Annotated in this window: 13 protein-coding genes and 1 pseudogene; 4 read left to right on the top strand and 10 right to left on the bottom strand. The window is 44.5% G+C overall.

The window, feature by feature from the left end; genetic code table 11:
* Nucleotides 1–447, top strand: a pseudogene (locus Q4561_RS15955) (transposase); the annotation flags it as partial.
* 371 nt (nucleotides 448–818) lie between these two features.
* On the opposite strand, the gene Q4561_RS15950 reads toward Q4561_RS15955, so the two are convergent.
* Together Q4561_RS15950 and Q4561_RS15945 are read right to left on the bottom strand one after the other, a co-directional pair.
* Nucleotides 819–1,874, bottom strand: coding sequence for a 5-methyltetrahydrofolate--homocysteine methyltransferase (locus tag Q4561_RS15950; protein WP_303461951.1), 1,056 nt, complete (start codon nucleotides 1,872–1,874; stop codon nucleotides 819–821).
* 347 nt (nucleotides 1,875–2,221) lie between these two features.
* The gene (locus tag Q4561_RS15945; protein WP_303461950.1) at nucleotides 2,222–3,187 is read right to left on the bottom strand and encodes a carbohydrate kinase; all 966 of its coding nucleotides are present in this window, start codon (nucleotides 3,185–3,187) and stop codon (nucleotides 2,222–2,224) included.
* A 336-nt stretch (nucleotides 3,188–3,523) separates the two neighbouring features.
* Here Q4561_RS15945 and Q4561_RS15940 point away from each other — a divergent pair, with 336 nt between their 5' ends.
* The gene (locus Q4561_RS15940; RefSeq protein ID WP_303461948.1) at nucleotides 3,524–4,735 is read left to right on the top strand and encodes an ROK family transcriptional regulator; all 1,212 of its coding nucleotides are present in this window, start codon (nucleotides 3,524–3,526) and stop codon (nucleotides 4,733–4,735) included.
* A gap of 33 nt (nucleotides 4,736–4,768) precedes the next feature.
* On the top strand, nucleotides 4,769–5,731 hold the full coding sequence (locus tag Q4561_RS15935; RefSeq protein ID WP_303461947.1) for a homocysteine S-methyltransferase family protein: 963 nt from the start codon (nucleotides 4,769–4,771) through the stop codon (nucleotides 5,729–5,731).
* A gap of 19 nt (nucleotides 5,732–5,750) precedes the next feature.
* On the opposite strand, the gene Q4561_RS15930 is transcribed toward Q4561_RS15935, so the two are convergent.
* The 3 genes from Q4561_RS15930 to ubiG all read right to left on the bottom strand — a co-directional run bounded on the left by Q4561_RS15930 (nucleotide 5,751) and on the right by ubiG (nucleotide 8,029).
* Nucleotides 5,751–6,410, bottom strand: coding sequence for a glutathione S-transferase family protein (locus tag Q4561_RS15930; protein ID WP_303461945.1), 660 nt, complete (start codon nucleotides 6,408–6,410; stop codon nucleotides 5,751–5,753).
* Nucleotides 6,410–7,027: a glutathione S-transferase family protein gene (locus Q4561_RS15925; protein WP_303461943.1), complete on the bottom strand. Its 618-nt coding sequence runs from the start codon at nucleotides 7,025–7,027 to the stop codon at nucleotides 6,410–6,412. Before Q4561_RS15925 ends, Q4561_RS15930 begins: the two co-directional genes overlap by 1 nt.
* A 189-nt stretch (nucleotides 7,028–7,216) precedes the next feature.
* The gene (gene ubiG / locus Q4561_RS15920) at nucleotides 7,217–8,029 is read right to left on the bottom strand and encodes a bifunctional 2-polyprenyl-6-hydroxyphenol methylase/3-demethylubiquinol 3-O-methyltransferase UbiG (RefSeq protein WP_303461941.1); all 813 of its coding nucleotides are present in this window, start codon (nucleotides 8,027–8,029) and stop codon (nucleotides 7,217–7,219) included.
* Between the two features lie 168 nt (nucleotides 8,030–8,197).
* Here ubiG and Q4561_RS15915 point away from each other — a divergent pair, with 168 nt between their 5' ends.
* A complete protein-coding gene (locus tag Q4561_RS15915) occupies nucleotides 8,198–8,557 on the top strand; it encodes a DUF2237 family protein (RefSeq protein WP_062088469.1) in 360 nt (119 codons plus the stop codon).
* 121 nt (nucleotides 8,558–8,678) lie between these two features.
* Here Q4561_RS15915 and Q4561_RS15910 read toward each other — a convergent pair whose 3' ends face one another.
* From Q4561_RS15910 to Q4561_RS15890, 5 genes are all read right to left on the bottom strand, one after another.
* A complete protein-coding gene (locus tag Q4561_RS15910; protein ID WP_303461939.1) occupies nucleotides 8,679–10,109 on the bottom strand; it encodes an aldehyde dehydrogenase family protein in 1,431 nt (476 codons plus the stop codon).
* A gap of 9 nt (nucleotides 10,110–10,118) precedes the next feature.
* Nucleotides 10,119–11,759 (bottom strand): acetolactate synthase large subunit, encoded by a 1,641-nt coding sequence (locus Q4561_RS15905; protein ID WP_303461937.1) that lies wholly within the window; start codon nucleotides 11,757–11,759, stop codon nucleotides 10,119–10,121.
* Nucleotides 11,760–11,890: 131 nt separating this feature from the next.
* A complete protein-coding gene (locus tag Q4561_RS15900; RefSeq protein WP_303461935.1) occupies nucleotides 11,891–12,304 on the bottom strand; it encodes a DUF4112 domain-containing protein in 414 nt (137 codons plus the stop codon).
* Between the two features lie 36 nt (nucleotides 12,305–12,340).
* Nucleotides 12,341–13,420 carry a ferrochelatase gene (hemH, locus tag Q4561_RS15895; protein ID WP_303461933.1) on the bottom strand — a complete coding sequence of 360 codons (1,080 nt, stop codon included), beginning with the start codon at nucleotides 13,418–13,420 and terminating at the stop codon, nucleotides 12,341–12,343.
* 158 nt (nucleotides 13,421–13,578) lie between these two features.
* Nucleotides 13,579–15,180 (bottom strand): AbgT family transporter, encoded by a 1,602-nt coding sequence (locus Q4561_RS15890; protein WP_303461931.1) that lies wholly within the window; start codon nucleotides 15,178–15,180, stop codon nucleotides 13,579–13,581.
* Nucleotides 15,181–15,247 lie beyond the last annotated feature (67 nt).

The raw sequence follows: 15,247 nt of genomic DNA, 5'->3' as shown, positions 1-15,247 counted from the left end.
TTTATGCGGCTTTTAAACGAATATATTGCGCGTAAAGCCAATAAAGAAGATGACTGTACGGGGCGGTTTTGGGAAGGGCGATTTAAGTCACAATCACTGCTGGATGAAGCGGCGCTAGCTGCATGTATGGCATACGTTGATTTAAATCCACTTCGAGTTGACATAGCAAAAACACCCGAGAGCTCTGATTTTACTAGCGTAAAACAAAGAATAAAGGCTGCGCAAAAGGGTAAACAACCTAAATCTCTTTTACCTTTCCTTGGCAGCGCGAGCACCAAAATTAAAGGATTACCTTTCCTACTCAGTGACTACCTGGAGCTGGTAGAAAATACAGGCCGACAGGTAATCGCCAACAAGACTGGCGTTATCAACCATAACCAATCGCCTATTCTAGTGCGTACAGGGCTACAACATACAGACTGGCACAATATGGTGCTAGGTATTTAAAATCAATTCTCTACGTCGATCAGCCTTTCCATTGCTACCCGCCGAATACCAAGTTTGGCTTTGGGTTAGCTTTTCATTCACGCCACTTACCTTATCATCCAAATAATCAAAGATTAGTACGCTAAAGCTTAGCTGATAAATCCTCTTCAGAATGAGGGAGAGTTCAATGTTAAGTTATTTAACTTAATTTATTAGTCTTAATCTTTGTAAAGGTCCTAACCAAACCCTGTTTTGATTTCTTACCAAGTATTCAGTAATTGAATATTATATGGGTGTCCTGATTTATGAGCGAGTGTCTTGCAAAAAAGGACTATAAAAAAGCGCCGCAAGAATTAACTCACGACGCCAACACTACTAACTATATGAAATAGTTATTCAGCGATACCTAACCAAGATACTGCTGAAGGCACAAAATCAACTTCGATATCGCCCACAACTTCGGCTCCTTCAAGATCAATCTTTAACACATGCATTGCTATCGGGTCGACAATATATACATATCCCGCATTTTGCGACACCGTCATGCTGAAACTTACATTGTCTGGCATATCAGCAAGGTCACCACTACTAATATTAATTCGAGTTTCAAGTTCCCATGTCACTGTGTCAGTTTCTGAGTGCGCTGATAATACAGACAAATTACCAAGGTCATCCAGTATTAAGAAATGCTCACCATCATATGAAAAACCATAAGCTGTGGGTGTCGCGCCTTCTTCAGGCTCCCAATCCATTTCAACCATAGTAGCGGCTTCTGGGTCGATAGTGACAAACACATAGGTATCGCTGGCAGACTCAGCAGCTAAACCTATAAAAGTATCTGCATCTTCATGCCCAAATATAGAGCCTACTCGCAAGCCATTAAGAACATCATCATTGGCAATGTTTACCGACTCGTAAAGGTCATCATGCTCGTGAAGTACTAATACACTGCCAGTACAACCGAACGCCACGTAATCGTCATTAATAGATGAGCCGTGTAAATCCGGGCATAACCCTTCAAATACTTGCTCTTGCTCATATTCTCCATCATGCAAATGATAGACACCCACACTATCTGGCAGTATTGGATTTGCCGAAAACGTAACACTATCATCACGGCGAACCGTGCTAATCAACATATCGTCTTCAGGCTCGGCTACACCATGCATATTTACGGTGTAGGAAAGCGTAGAAATATCGGTAGATTCAGCAGCAATATTGGTGTCTGTCACAACCTGTACAGATGCTGGTGTGCTGCTATCTGCATCGCCATCAAAGAAAACAGCCAGTTGGCTGTCATGGCTAACTAGGTGAGTAGGGCTGCTACCTTCAAGGGTAAAATCAGACAATGAAGGAGATTCTTTGTAGTCATGTAAATGCTCTACATGGTCTTCACGCCACACTCCACCGTCAACAAATTCAATCAGAGCATTGGCATAGCTGGTCACTACCGCATAGCGATAGCCAAGCGAGTGGCCTTGAACATAATAATCCTTATCAAACCCTTAAAAATGTAATGTTATATTATAACATTACACTAAATTTACAATACCTTTACTGGATCATTGTGGGAATCGGGTGGATGTCAGACGGGTTTATATTTCTTGGGCGGTGCTTATTGTTGAAGTTTATTGAAGTGATTTATTGTCGTAATTTATGTAGTCGCCTTTGACGAAATTTTTTTCATGGCAATTCTCATGTAGCAATTTTTCCTTGCATTGCTAAGGCCGCTTTTAAGGCAAAAAAAAGCAAGGCTATGAAAACCTTGCTTTTAAATTGGCTTATTATTTAGCTTTTACTTAGTGATATTTTCCATAGTAGGTAGCGCGCTGAACGCACCATATTGGGTTACCGTGTAGGCACCGCAACGAATAGCGAATTCAGTAGCTTCACTAACATTTTCAAAGCTATCCACCCATGTATCAAATTCTGCACTGTTGGCTACTTTCGTCGACAAGAAATACAAGAAACCGCCAATGAAAGAATCGCCTGCAGCTGTCGTATCTTTTACATCCATTTTAGGTGACGCTAAGGTGCCACTAAATTCTTTGGTGATATATTGGATAGGCTCGCCGCCATCAGTTACCAATACCACTTTAACGCCGCTATCTAGCCACTGTTGAACATGGGTTTGCGCATTTTCTTCGCCATAAAGCTCAGCTAACTCTTCGCGGCTTGCTTTTAAAATGCTCACTTTTTTAGCTACATCATCAATACGACCTGGCGCATTAGCCGTGTCATCCCAAAACGCAGGGCGATAGTTAATATCTAAACAAACCAGCATATTTTTTTGCTTGGCTTTATTTAAAATATAGTCGGTGCCAGGCAGCAATTCTGGGCCAGAAATAGAACCAGAACAAAAATGCAGTACGCTAGTATCGTCGCATTCAACGGTAGCTAAGTCCTCTTCGCCAATATGCTTATGTGCCGCGTTATCAACATAGAAATCGAAAGACCGCTCACCGTCTTTATCAAGATTAACAAAGGCCAGTGCTGTATTGGCGTCTTTTGTGCTCCACACGTAATCAGTGTTTACTTTATGGTAGCTAAGCATGTCTTGCAGAAAGCGCCCGAAGGTGTCATCACCCACTTTCGATACCATAGCGCCGTGGCCACCAAGTTTAGCTACGGCCACCGCAACGTTAGCAGGCGCACCACCAGCATAAGGCTGAAATGAATTCATCGCCGGCATTTCACTTTGATCTGCCGCACCTGCACTCAACATATCGATAAGTACTTCGCCTAAACATAAAATTTTCATAAACACCTCTCGCTAGAGCTTACAACGATGACATTAAAGTCTATCGCTGTGACGTGGAATATAAGCGTAGCCGAAGGTCTTCCCCATGGATACGTTAAATTATAGTTAACTAATTGCGGCACAGTATTAACTACTCTCAAAAATAAATCAACTATGTTGATTTAATAATTTACCATTGTTAAATAGTTTACCTTGTTCGTTTTTGATATCGCTCTGATTGATAGGAAAAAACTCGTTTTTATGAATTTTTTAGTCATTATTGATTTATTAACTAACCATGACTTATAGGGGCTGTTTGTTATAACATTCTCCCATGATGATTTAGGTATAGTGTAAATGGCCATATCCCCCGAGCAGACGAGTTCGCCTGTTAACACAGCAGGAGACGCGGCAGACGCATTGCTAGATAACCGCACCCAAAACGAGCGGGATATACTCACGCTTATTCGCCACGAAGGCGCTATACCCAAATCAGAAATTGCGCTGCGAACGGGGTTATCCGCTCAGTCAGCAACCGTTATTATTAAGAAGCTTGCATCTGATAAGTTAGTGCAAGCCTTAGCGCCTGTCCGTGGTGGTGTTGGCCAACCCAAGGTGCCTTTCGGGTTAAATCCTAATGGCGCGTTTGGCTTAGGGTTGAAGATTGGCCGGCGCAGTTTCGACATGACCTTGCTAGATTTAGCTGGCAATGTAAAAGCATCACTGCATGAAAAAGTACCCTATCCCACAGTAGCGCATCTGTTGTCTTTTACCGAGCGTGGGGTGACGGTGTTAACTCAACAGTTATCGGCTGAACAGCGAACACGAATTCGAGGTTTAGGCGTGGCTATGCCCTTTGAGATTTGGAATTGGGCAGAAGAAGCCGGCGCGCCGACCGAAGCGCTGGAAGCGTGGAAAAACCTTGATATTCAAGCGTCACTTTCTGCACATTTAGGCTTTCCTATATTTGTTAGTAACGACGCTACCGCGGCCTGTAGTGCAGAAATGGCTTTTGGAAATCATCACAGGTTCAATCACTTTCTTTATGTGTTTGTGGGTACATTCTTAGGCGGCGGGCTCATCATAAATAATCAGTTATTTACGGGGAAATCCGGAAATGCTGGGGCCATTGGATCCTTACCTTTTGTCACGGCAACGAATAATCAACAGCAACAACTTATTGCCCAATCATCACTGTATTTGCTAGAAAAGCAGCTTCATGATGCAGGATTTGATGGAAACAACTTATACGATGCCCCCGATCATTGGCCGGGTTTAAAATCTGACCCCAAGGTTGAAAAGATACTTACACTATGGCTAGAACAAGCCGCTGAAGGTATTGCTTTTGCAGCACATTGCGCGTTTAGCATGCTTGACCTAGATGGTATTATTATAGATGGGGCCATGCCACAAAACATAAAAAACCAACTGGTCGACTATGTGCAAAGTGCGTTAAAGAATGCCGACCTACGAGGAATAAGCCCTGGTAGTGTGAGTGCAGGCCAGGTGGGCAGTAAAGCACAATCTATCGGCAGTGCTAACCTATCGCTTATTGCGAATTACTACTAGTTTACAACCATATCAATATAGCAGGGGTACGTGGTGACAACATCACCCACAGACAAAACAAGCCGACTGGCATTAACGCAATGTCCATCTTCTCAAATACATATTCTTGATGGTGGATTAGGCCGAGAATTAGAAAGAATAGGGGCGCCTTTTAGGCAACCTGAATGGTCAGCCCTCTCTTTAATGGAAGCCCCAGATTTAGTCGCTCAAGTGCATCAAAACTTTGTGGATGCGGGCGCCCAAATCATTACCACAAATACCTATGCCTTAGTTCCCTTTCATATTGGCCAACAACAGTTTACCGAGAAAGCGTTCGACCTCGCTGAACATGCAGCTAAAATTGCTAAAACAGTTGCTAATAAAAATAATGCCATAGCCCATAATGATAAGGTAGTGGTAGCGGGCTGTTTGCCCCCCGCGTTTGGCTCTTACAAACCTGAACTATTTTGTGCTGAGAAACTCGCTTCAATTTTACTGCCATTGATTGAAGCACAAGCGCCCTACATCGACTTTTGGCTTGTAGAAACCATATCGTCGGTAGAAGAAGCTATTGCGGTAACGTCTTTAATAAAACAGCACTCATCTAAACCAATTTGGCTTTCTTACTCGCTCAGTAATCGTCAAGACTTTTCAAAGCCTGTAACCTTACGTTCTAACGAGCCCCTAAGTGCTATATTGCCTACGTTAGATAGTATCGATGCGGTGTTATTTAATTGCTCTCAACCTGAAGAAATGGAAGCGGCTATTGCGTTTACCCGCAACCATAATGCCGACATTCCCATTGGTGTGTATGCCAACAGTTTTTCCGAACATGTAAGAGTGCATGACGCCAATGAAATGTTGTCTACCTTGCGCGAGGATGTGACACCTGAAAAGTACTTGGCGTATGCACAAAAATGGGTGGCGGCTGGCGCTTCAATTGTAGGCGGATGTTGCGGAATAGGCCCTGCGCACATAAAAGCCTTGGCGCAGGGATTAGTTCACACATTAGAGTAACATGTTATCGGGTAACGTATTATCGAGTAACTACGTTTTTAGCGCCTTTGATCAACGCTTCTTTATCGATTTTATTGGGCTCTTCAACACCACGACGCGCCGCAGGGCGTGCCTCGATACTGTTTTTCCAGCGAGTTAAGTTATCTAGCCCTTCAATGCTTACGCCCGACCATTCATAGGTACGCACCCAGCACCAGTTCGCCATGTCGGCAATGCTGTAATCACCGGCTAAATATTCGTTGTCTTCTAATCGCCCATCTAGCACCGTAAACAATCTGCGCACTTCATTTTGATAGCGGTCAATAGCAATGGGGATCTTCTCTTCTAAATAGCGATGGAACACGTTCGCTTGACCCATCATTGGCCCAATACCCCCCATTTGAAACATAACCCATTGCATCACTTGGCTTCGGCCTTTGGCGTCTGCGGGTAAAAACTTACCTGTCTTTTCAGCTAAATAAAGCATGATGGCGCCAGATTCAAAAACCACATGGTCGCCTTCGCTTTTGTCCACAATAACGGGAATTCTGCCATTTGGGTTCATGGCGAGGAACTCAGCGGTTTTTTGCTCGCCTTTCATTAAGTTTACCGCATGCACGGTATAGTCGAGTTCCATTTCTTCTAATGCGACTGACGCTTTCCAGCCATTGGGTGTTGCTGCGGTGTATAAATCTATCATTAGGCTTTTGCACTCGCTCTGCTACTAACGTTGTCGTACCAACGCTGAAGGTTAGTTTGTTCGTCTTTAATTCGAATATCCACCACCCGTGCAAAATCAATAGCACATAGCGCAGTAATATCCGCAATAGAGAAGGTATCTCCCGCTATAAACTCGTGTAATTCGAGTCGGCGTTCGAGAATATTAAAATACTTTGATGCATTGATACCGGCTTCTTTACCATATTCAGGAACAGGAACCATTCTATCTTTAAAGTACCCTGTGGTATGTTGAAAACACATGCCTACTTGTAACATCAGCGCCATTTCTACTTGCCGCTGCCACATAGCAATGGTGGCCTTTTCAATGGGCGTAGAGCCTAACAATGAGGGCTCAGGATGAATGGCTTCAAAGTAAGTACAAATAGCGTCGGTTTCAGCAATACAGGTACCGTCGTCTAGCTCTAAAATAGGAATTTTACCTAGTGGGTTTTTAGCGCGCATTTCTGCGCTTAAATTTTCACCCTTTTGAATATCTACTTGTACATACTCTACTTTTGATTTATCTATCCCCTTTTCAGCAAGGAACATGCGAACACGGCGAGGATTAGGCGCCGTTTTGGTCTCGTAAATTTTCATAGGCCATATCGTATCGTTAGAATGTTAACAACCAGACTAGTGCTGCTTGCGCATGGGTTCAAATCATATTCCGTCGGGGTACAACTATTAAAAGGTTGAATGGTTATACCTGTTCACAGATTTACATCTACTAACACTCTCAGGCGCTTTTGTTCGGTATTTAAAAATCAGGCTACGTGAAAGCTGTTGCTATACCGTACGATGATAAACTTGGAGGTAATTTACGCTTAAGCCGGGTGTAAGTTTCCATACCTTGGTGAATGGATTTAATGCCATGCCAGTCTCATGATCAAGGGTAAACCCTTCACCGACCCATTGATTTAGCTCAGTGGGTTTAACAAATTTTTGCCAATCGTGAGTACCAACGGGTAAATATCGCATGACATATTCAGCGCCTACAATCGCAATAATAAAACTTTTAATGGTTCTATTTAACGTAGCAAGCACCAATAAACCGCCTGGCTTCACTAAACTTGCACACTCTTTTATTAGCTGCGCTTGATCAGGTACATGCTCAACAACTTCTGCATTAATGACGATGTCAAACTGGCGGCCTTGGCTTACCAGGTCAGATGAAAGGCCGTGTATGTAGTTAACCTTCACATTGCTTTGACTCGCATGCCGCTTCGCCACCTCAATACTCATGGCACTGGCATCTATACCTGTAATATCTGCCCCCTTTAACGCAAGCGGCTCACTAATAAGCCCACCACCACAACCGATATCTACAATTGAAAGCCCTGTAAAAGGCTTGGTTTTATGAGTGGCATTCGTTAGGGATTTTGCCTTGAACGCATTTTGAGGAAAGTCTTGGGCTCGCTCACTTTTCAAAAAGTGACTGGTTATTTGAGACTCAATAACAGATAGCCGTGCACGATTAAAATCTAACGCGGTTTTATAATTACCATTGGGATCCCACCAGCTTTCTGCTAGCGCATCAAAGCGGTCAATCTCTTGCTGAGAAAAATTAATGGGCGCTGATTTTTGGCTTTTATCTAACATGCACTAACACCAGTTTAGAAAATAGGTAATTCATTCAAATCTATCTACGCTAGGTCCCCGTAATTAAAACACTTAGGACATTGTGTAGCCAACGGCTAGCAGATGCCTGAGTTTTATGAGAAATAGGTATACAATCAATGCTTATACGCGCAAAAAGAGGTATTCGTTTTGGCTAATGCTAAAAATGTCTATGGGAGACCACTTCAACTGTGTTGTGGTAACACAGGCTACACCCGAGAAGGCTTTTGCTATGTGCCCGATGCAGATGTGGGTAACCACAGTGTGTGTGCGGTAGTCTCCGATGAGTTTCTACAATTTTCCTTACGCCAAGGTAACGACTTAATCACGCCTTGGCCCAGTATGGACTTTGCTGGTTTACTTGCCGGTGATAGATGGTGCTTGTGCGCCGCCAGATGGTTACAGGCTTACGAAGCAGGTGTTGCGCCAAAAGTGCGATTAGAAGCTACTCATGAACGAGCCCTTGATATTATTCCCTTGGCTACCCTTGAAGCTTTTGCGGCAGATTAAAAAAAGCGGGTGACTTCTGTTAGAAGCACCCGCTTTATTCACCCGCTCTATTGTGGTTTATCGTGGTTCGTTAGGCTTTTTCACCTTCGTTACGTTATAAGCGTGTTAGTTGCTCTACTTCCTAAGGCGTTCGAATAACCATAAGCCGGGTTTCTGTCATATCTTCTATGGCATAGCGAATACCTTCGCGGCCAAGTCCTGAATCTTTTACACCGCCATAAGGCATATTATCTACACGCCAGCTGGGTACATCACCTATAACTACCCCGCCCACTTCAAGCACATTCCATGCTTTATGTGCTTTGTAGATATCTCGAGTAAAGATGCCCGCCTGTAGCCCATAGCGGCTGTTGTTCACTTCATCTAACGCACTATCGTAATCATCAAACGACTGTAATATAGATAGTGGGCCAAATGCTTCTTCAGCACTTGCGTCACAACCTTTAGGCACGTTTTCCATTACGGTAGCCTGTAGCATGGCACCATCTCTTTCACCGCCGCATAGCACGCTAGCCCCAGCTTCTTTGGCGTCTTTAATCCAGCCTTCTAAACGCTTAGCCTCGCCTTCAGAAATCATGGGGCCAATAAAAGTATCCTCATCGCTAGGATCGCCAGACACCAAAGCCTCAACCCGTTCTACATAGCGAGATTTAAATTCATCGTAAATTGACGAGTGCACTAATAAGCGCTGCACAGAAATACAGCTTTGGCCCGACTGATAATACGCGCCAACAATAATACGGTCGATAGCATCACTAATATCGGCATCTTCATCCACCACACAAGCGGCATTTCCACCAAGCTCTAATACCACAGGCTTTTTGCCCGCTTTAGCTTTTAGCGCCCAGCCCACATCAGGTGAACCGGTAAAGCTAAGCAGCTTTAATCGCTCGTCGGTGGTAAATAGATCGGCGCCATCTCGGCTACAAGGAAGAATGGAAAATGCGCCTTTGGGCATTAATTCGCATTCCGCTAACACTTCGCCAATAATCAACGCACCAATAGGCGTGCGCGAGGCAGGTTTAAGCACAAACGTGCACCCTGCAGCGATGGCTGGTGCAACCTTGTGCGCAGCTAGGTTTAACGGGAAGTTAAACGGAGAAATAAACGAACAAGGGCCGATAGGCACTTTTTTCGTCATGCCCTGATAGCCTTTGGCACGGGCGGAGATTTCTAAATTAACCACTTCGCCATTAATTCTTACCGATTCTTCAGCCGCGATTTTGAATGTGTCGATTAATCGACCTACTTCACCTTTAGCATCTTTAATAGGCTTACCCGCTTCAATACAGAGGGCTTTACCTAGTTCTTCCTCGCGTTCAGTAAAGCGCTTAACGCAATGCTCTAGAATCGCTTGGCGTTCGTAAGGTGCCAGTGCTGTCATTGCAGGCTGTGCTTTTTCGGCAGCGGCTATGGCTTTATCAATCACTTCAGCGTCGGCTAGCGCCACTTTTGTGGCCACTTCGCCTGTGTATTTATTGGTAACGTCTAAATCGGTATTAGCAAAACAAGGTTCGCTTGCAAGGTAATAGGGATAGCTGTCTTTTAACATGATCACTCCTTATAATTTCGCGCTTAATTCGGCAATCGTATGGTTCAGTGTTTTGTCATTCATGCTGTAGTCAACGGGGCAATCAATCACATGCACACCCGGTGTGTTTAAACAGCTTTCCACCATAGGAATTAGTAATTCGGTACTGTCTACACGCCAGCCATGGGCACCGTAGCTTTTTGCGTATTTAACAAAATCCGGATTACCGTAGTCCAAACCGAACTCATCAAACTGCATATTAGCTTGTTTCCACTTAATCATTCCGTACGCATCATCCCGCAGTATGATCACAATAAGGTCGAGTTTCAGACGAACCGCAGTTTCAATTTCTTGGCTGTTCATCATAAACCCGCCGTCTCCGCACACGCTCATAACAGGCACATCAGGCTTCACTAACTTTGCAGCTATTGCCGAGGGTAACCCTGCACCCATTGATGCTAATGCATTGTCTAGCAACAATGTATTAGGATGGTAAGCGGGGTAATTACGAGCGAACCAAATTTTATAAACCCCATTATCAAGAGTCACTATGCCTTCATCCGGCATAACTTTTCGAATATCGCGAACAAAGCGTTCTGGCAATATAGGGAATCGGTTGTCGTTTTCCGCTTCCGCTCTGTGTTTTTCATAGGCATCGTGTACGTCTTTATAGAAATCGAGTTTCCAATCATCTTGCGGTGTAATGCCTTCTTTTATTTGCCAGATACTATTGGCAATGTCCCCCACCACCTCAAGCTGTGGAAAGTACACTGGGTCGACAGCGGCCGACTCAAAATTCATATGAATGACTTTTTTACCATTGTCATGCATAAAGAAAGGCGGCTTCTCTACGACATCGTGCCCAACATTAATAATAAGGTCGGCTCTTTCTATCGCTCTGTGCACAAAGTCGTTATCCGATAAAGCAGTATTACCCGCAAACCTAGGGTCGCTCTCGTTTAGCACCCCTTTACCCATCTGTGTAGTCACAAAGGGGATACAGGTTTTATCAACGAACTCACGCAGCATTTTTGCGGTCAACTTCCTGTTTGCCCCCGCGCCAATTAACAACAAGGGTGATGTAGCTTCTTCAATCATTGAAATGGCTGATGAAATAGCTTTGTATTCGGCAATAGGTCGCCTTGACGTACTAGGCGTTAATAAGGGGACTGAAGTGTGCTCATCGGCAATATCTTCAGGAAGCTCTATATGAACGGCACCGGGGCGTTCTTCAGAGGCTAATCGAAATGCTTCACGAACTACAGAGGGAATGCGATCGCCGCTCACCACTTGCGTGGTAAATTTAGTAATGGGACGCATCATATCGACAATATCGATAACCTGAAACCGGCCTTGTTTACTGGTTTTAATGGGCTTTTGCCCTGTGATCATCAACATAGGCATAGCACCTAGTTGCGCATACGCCGCCGGGGTAACAAGATTGGTCGCACCTGGGCCAAGGGTAGATAAGCACACGCCAACCTTACCGGTTAATCTACCGTAAGTCGCGGCCATAAAACCCGCGCCTTGTTCATGGCGGGTAAGTACGAGTTTAATTGAGGAGGTTCTTAACGACTCAAGCAAGTCGAGGTTTTCTTCGCCAGGAATGCCAAAGATGTATTCTACACCTTCAGCTTCCAACGCTTTTACGAAAAGGTCAGACGCTTTCATTAATCCTACACTCCATTTTCCGTTAGTATTTACGCGGCAAACGCGTATCAGTAAAGGTTGCTACGCAAAGAGTATAGATTATGATTAATGTGGTTTTGTGAAACGTATAAACAGCGACTAAATGTAGGCGCTTATTGTCTGTCTAGTTTCTCCTGCCATTCAGACAATTTTTGCTGGGTTGCCGCATCTACATCAGCTTTATTTTCGCTAATCCACCATTTTTCCATTAAGCGCACGTTCTTTTGATTCGCTTTATAAAATACATCCACAATATCACCCACGAAAGGGATAAAGCCTAAGCCGAAGTCGATGGCAGAGTTTTTTACCATCTGGGCAACTAATGCGCTTGGCATACCCAATGATTTCCCCAGCCATACTATGCGCAAAGAAACGAGTAGCATCAATGCATCACCTGCACCGGGTATTAGGCCTACTAAAGAATCTAGACCAACCCGGATGGGGATAAAGGGTAACTTCACTGCGGTATCAAGTAAGTTTGCTAACTTCTGTGCTTTCAACAATGCCTGTGGGGCTTTACTGTCCATGTTTAGCTACCTTGTGAATAAAATGATAGGTACTGGCTATTTGTCCGCGCCTAATGCCCGGGCTAAGCCAGCTCTTAATGCTGTATCTTTGCTTACCGTCCAGCCATGTAAATTCTCTTTTACCAAACCGAACAACATATCAATGTGTTCTTCGTCGCTATTTAATGCAGGAATATATTCGTACTTTTCACCACCGGCTTCCATGAAGTATTCACGATTTTCTTCGCCAATTTCTTCAATAGTTTCTAAGCAGTCAGCAGAGAACCCTGGGCACATCACTTGAATAGATTTCACACCTTGACCTGGTAACGACTTCATCGTTTCGTCAGTGTAAGGTTTTAGCCATTCCGCCTTACCAAAACGAGATTGGAAGGTAGTCATATATTCATCATGGGTTAGCCCTAATTCTTCAGCCAACAACCGCGATGTTTTGTGGCATTCACAGTGATAAGGGTCGCCATTTAGTAAGTAGCGCTTTGGAATGCCATGGTAAGAAAGGATAAGCTTGTCGGCTTTCCCGTGTTCTTCCCAATATGCCCGTACTTTAGTCGCCAGCGCCTTAATGTAATCAAGCCTGTCGTTATAATGATTCACAAAGCGAAGCTCTGGTAACCAGCGTCGCTTAGTAAAGTCTTTTGCAATAGCATCAAAGGTAGACGCCGTAGTAGAGGCGCTGTATTGAGGGTATAGGGGCAGAACTACTAACTTTCTTACGCCTTGAGACAACATCCGCTCAATAGCATCGCTAATAGCAGGGTTACCGTAACGCATAGCGAAATCAACCACCACATCGTCGCCGTATTCTGCTTTACAACGCGCTTCAATGGCCGTTGCTTGGGCTTTGGTAATGGTAAGTAATGGTGACCCTTCTTCCGTCCAAACCGTTTTATAAGCTTCTGCTGAACGTTTAGGACGAGTATTTAATATAATGAGGTTTAAAATAAACCACCAAAGCGCTCGGGGTATTTCTACCACGCGAGGATCGGATAGAAATTCTTTTAAATAGGGGCGTAGAGCCGCCGCAGTTGGGCTTTCGGGTGTACCTAGGTTGGTAACCAACACGCCAATTTTATCAGACTGACTGTGAGTAAAACCCTGATTGCTTTTAAACTTCATCAAATATTCCGCACTGAAAAAACAATATAACTAGTATACTGAATTTACGGAAATTTTGGGCATATAGACCACAAATTTACCGCGATTGATGTAATTAAATTTAGCGATTAAAAAAGGCGGCCTTGGCCACCTTTTTAGGTTCTAATCTTTTCAACCAGTTATGGCTGATAATAGGTTGCGGCACCTGGCCCAACGGGCATGCCTAACACAAAAACCCACAAATAAAACAGTATGGTCCAGCCTACGATAAACACCATAGAATACGGTAGCATCATAGCGATTAACGTACCCATTCCGAGATCTTTTTTGTACCGTGCGGCCATCGCCAAGATAAGACCAAAATAGCTCATCATGGGCGCAATGACGTTCGTGACTGAGTCTCCAATACGGTACGCCGCTTGGATCACCTCAGGTGAATAGCCAATCAACATCAGCATAGGTACAAAAATAGGCGCGGTTACCGCCCACTGTGCCGAGGCACTACCTAACGATAAGTTAACCACACCACACATTAAGATGAATAAGATAAACACCGACGGGCCATCTAGTCCAGCCGCTTGCAGCAGCGCAGCGCCTTTAACGGCTAATACTGTACCTAGATTTGTCCACTTAAAGAACGCCACAAACTGAGCCGCGAAGAAGACTAGGGTGATATACAGCCCCATTGCGCCCATGCTTTTTGACATCGCATCAATCACGTCACGATCGTTTTTCATCGAGCCGGTAACCCGTCCATAAACAAAACCAGGCACAGCAAATGAAACAAAGATAAAAGCCACTATGCCTTTTAAGAAAGGCGAACCTGCTACCGCACCGGTTTCAGGGTGACGCAGAATACCGTTTTCAGGCACAATCGTGAGCGCTAAAATACCGCATACCACTACAAAAGCGATGCCTGCCCAACGAAGTCCCTTCTTCTCAATATCAGTAGGCGCATCCATTGATTGCTTACTTAAATCTACAGAAGCTTCTGATTCGTCAAACTTGCCTAATCGGGGCTCTACCACCTTTTCAGTCACCAGAGCACCCATAGTGGCGACGACAAAGGTACTGATAAACATGAAATACCAGTTAACTTCTGGGCCTACCACATAATCAGGGTCAATCATGTGAGCAGCGGCCTCAGTAATGCCTGAAAGCAAGGGGTCAACCGTACCAAGTAATAAGTTTGCACTGTAGCCTGCTGATACACCGGCAAAGGCGGCTGCAAGCCCAGCTAAAGGGTGGCGGCCTAGCGAATGAAATATCATGGCTGCTAGCGGTATTAACACCACATAGCCAAGCTCGGAGGCTGTATTAGAAATAATACCTGCAAACACAACAGCAAAAGTAACTGTACGCTTCGATGCATTCATCACCAATGAACGCATAGTGGCCGACAACAAACCTGAGTGCTCAGCAACGGATACCCCAAGTAAGGCTACTAGTACGGTACCTAAAGGGGCAAAGCCGGTGAAGTTAGTGACCAAGCCAGTAACGATGCGTTGCAAGCCTTCAGCGCTCATCAGCGAGATGACTTCTATCATCCCATCAGCTTCACGACCTTTAGCGCCTTCAGGGCGAGGGTCAACTACCGCTAAATCGAAATAACCAAGAATACCGCTTAACACCACAATAAAGCAGGCCAGCATGGCGAATAGGGTAACGGGGTGTGGCAGTAAATTTCCAAGAAATTCCACGGTTGCGAGGAATCGGGAGAATAAACCACTCTGTCCGCCCGAATTTTGGGCAGATTTATCTTTTGTTTTTTCCGGAATCAAAACATTCCCTCTGTCGTTTTTTATTACCCAGTCTTTACCAACCGGACAGCAGAGGTATCTGCCGCAT

The sequence above is a fragment of the Alteromonas sp. 1_MG-2023 genome, from assembly GCF_030547075.1.
Taxonomy (GTDB): Bacteria; Pseudomonadota; Gammaproteobacteria; order Enterobacterales; family Alteromonadaceae; genus Alteromonas.
This window is presented reverse-complemented; position numbering and strand designations above follow the sequence as displayed.

Bases quoted from the DNA above. Each gene is read 5' to 3' on its own strand.
- Q4561_RS15910 (WP_303461939.1), bottom strand. From the start codon at position 10,109: ATGTTAAAAGACAGCTATCCCTATTACCTTGCAAGCGAACCTTGTTTT.
- Q4561_RS15945 (WP_303461950.1), bottom strand. From the start codon at position 3,187: ATGAAAATTTTATGTTTAGGCGAAGTACTTATCGATATGTTGAGTGCA.
- Q4561_RS15930 (WP_303461945.1), bottom strand. From the start codon at position 6,410: ATGATAGATTTATACACCGCAGCAACACCCAATGGCTGGAAAGCGTCA.
- hemH (WP_303461933.1), bottom strand. From the start codon at position 13,420: ATGAAGTTTAAAAGCAATCAGGGTTTTACTCACAGTCAGTCTGATAAA.
- Q4561_RS15925 (WP_303461943.1), bottom strand. From the start codon at position 7,027: ATGAAAATTTACGAGACCAAAACGGCGCCTAATCCTCGCCGTGTTCGC.
- ubiG (WP_303461941.1), bottom strand. From the start codon at position 8,029: ATGTTAGATAAAAGCCAAAAATCAGCGCCCATTAATTTTTCTCAGCAA.
- Q4561_RS15905 (WP_303461937.1), bottom strand. From the start codon at position 11,759: ATGAAAGCGTCTGACCTTTTCGTAAAAGCGTTGGAAGCTGAAGGTGTA.
- Q4561_RS15900 (WP_303461935.1), bottom strand. From the start codon at position 12,304: ATGGACAGTAAAGCCCCACAGGCATTGTTGAAAGCACAGAAGTTAGCA.
- Q4561_RS15940 (WP_303461948.1), top strand. From the start codon at position 3,524: ATGGCCATATCCCCCGAGCAGACGAGTTCGCCTGTTAACACAGCAGGA.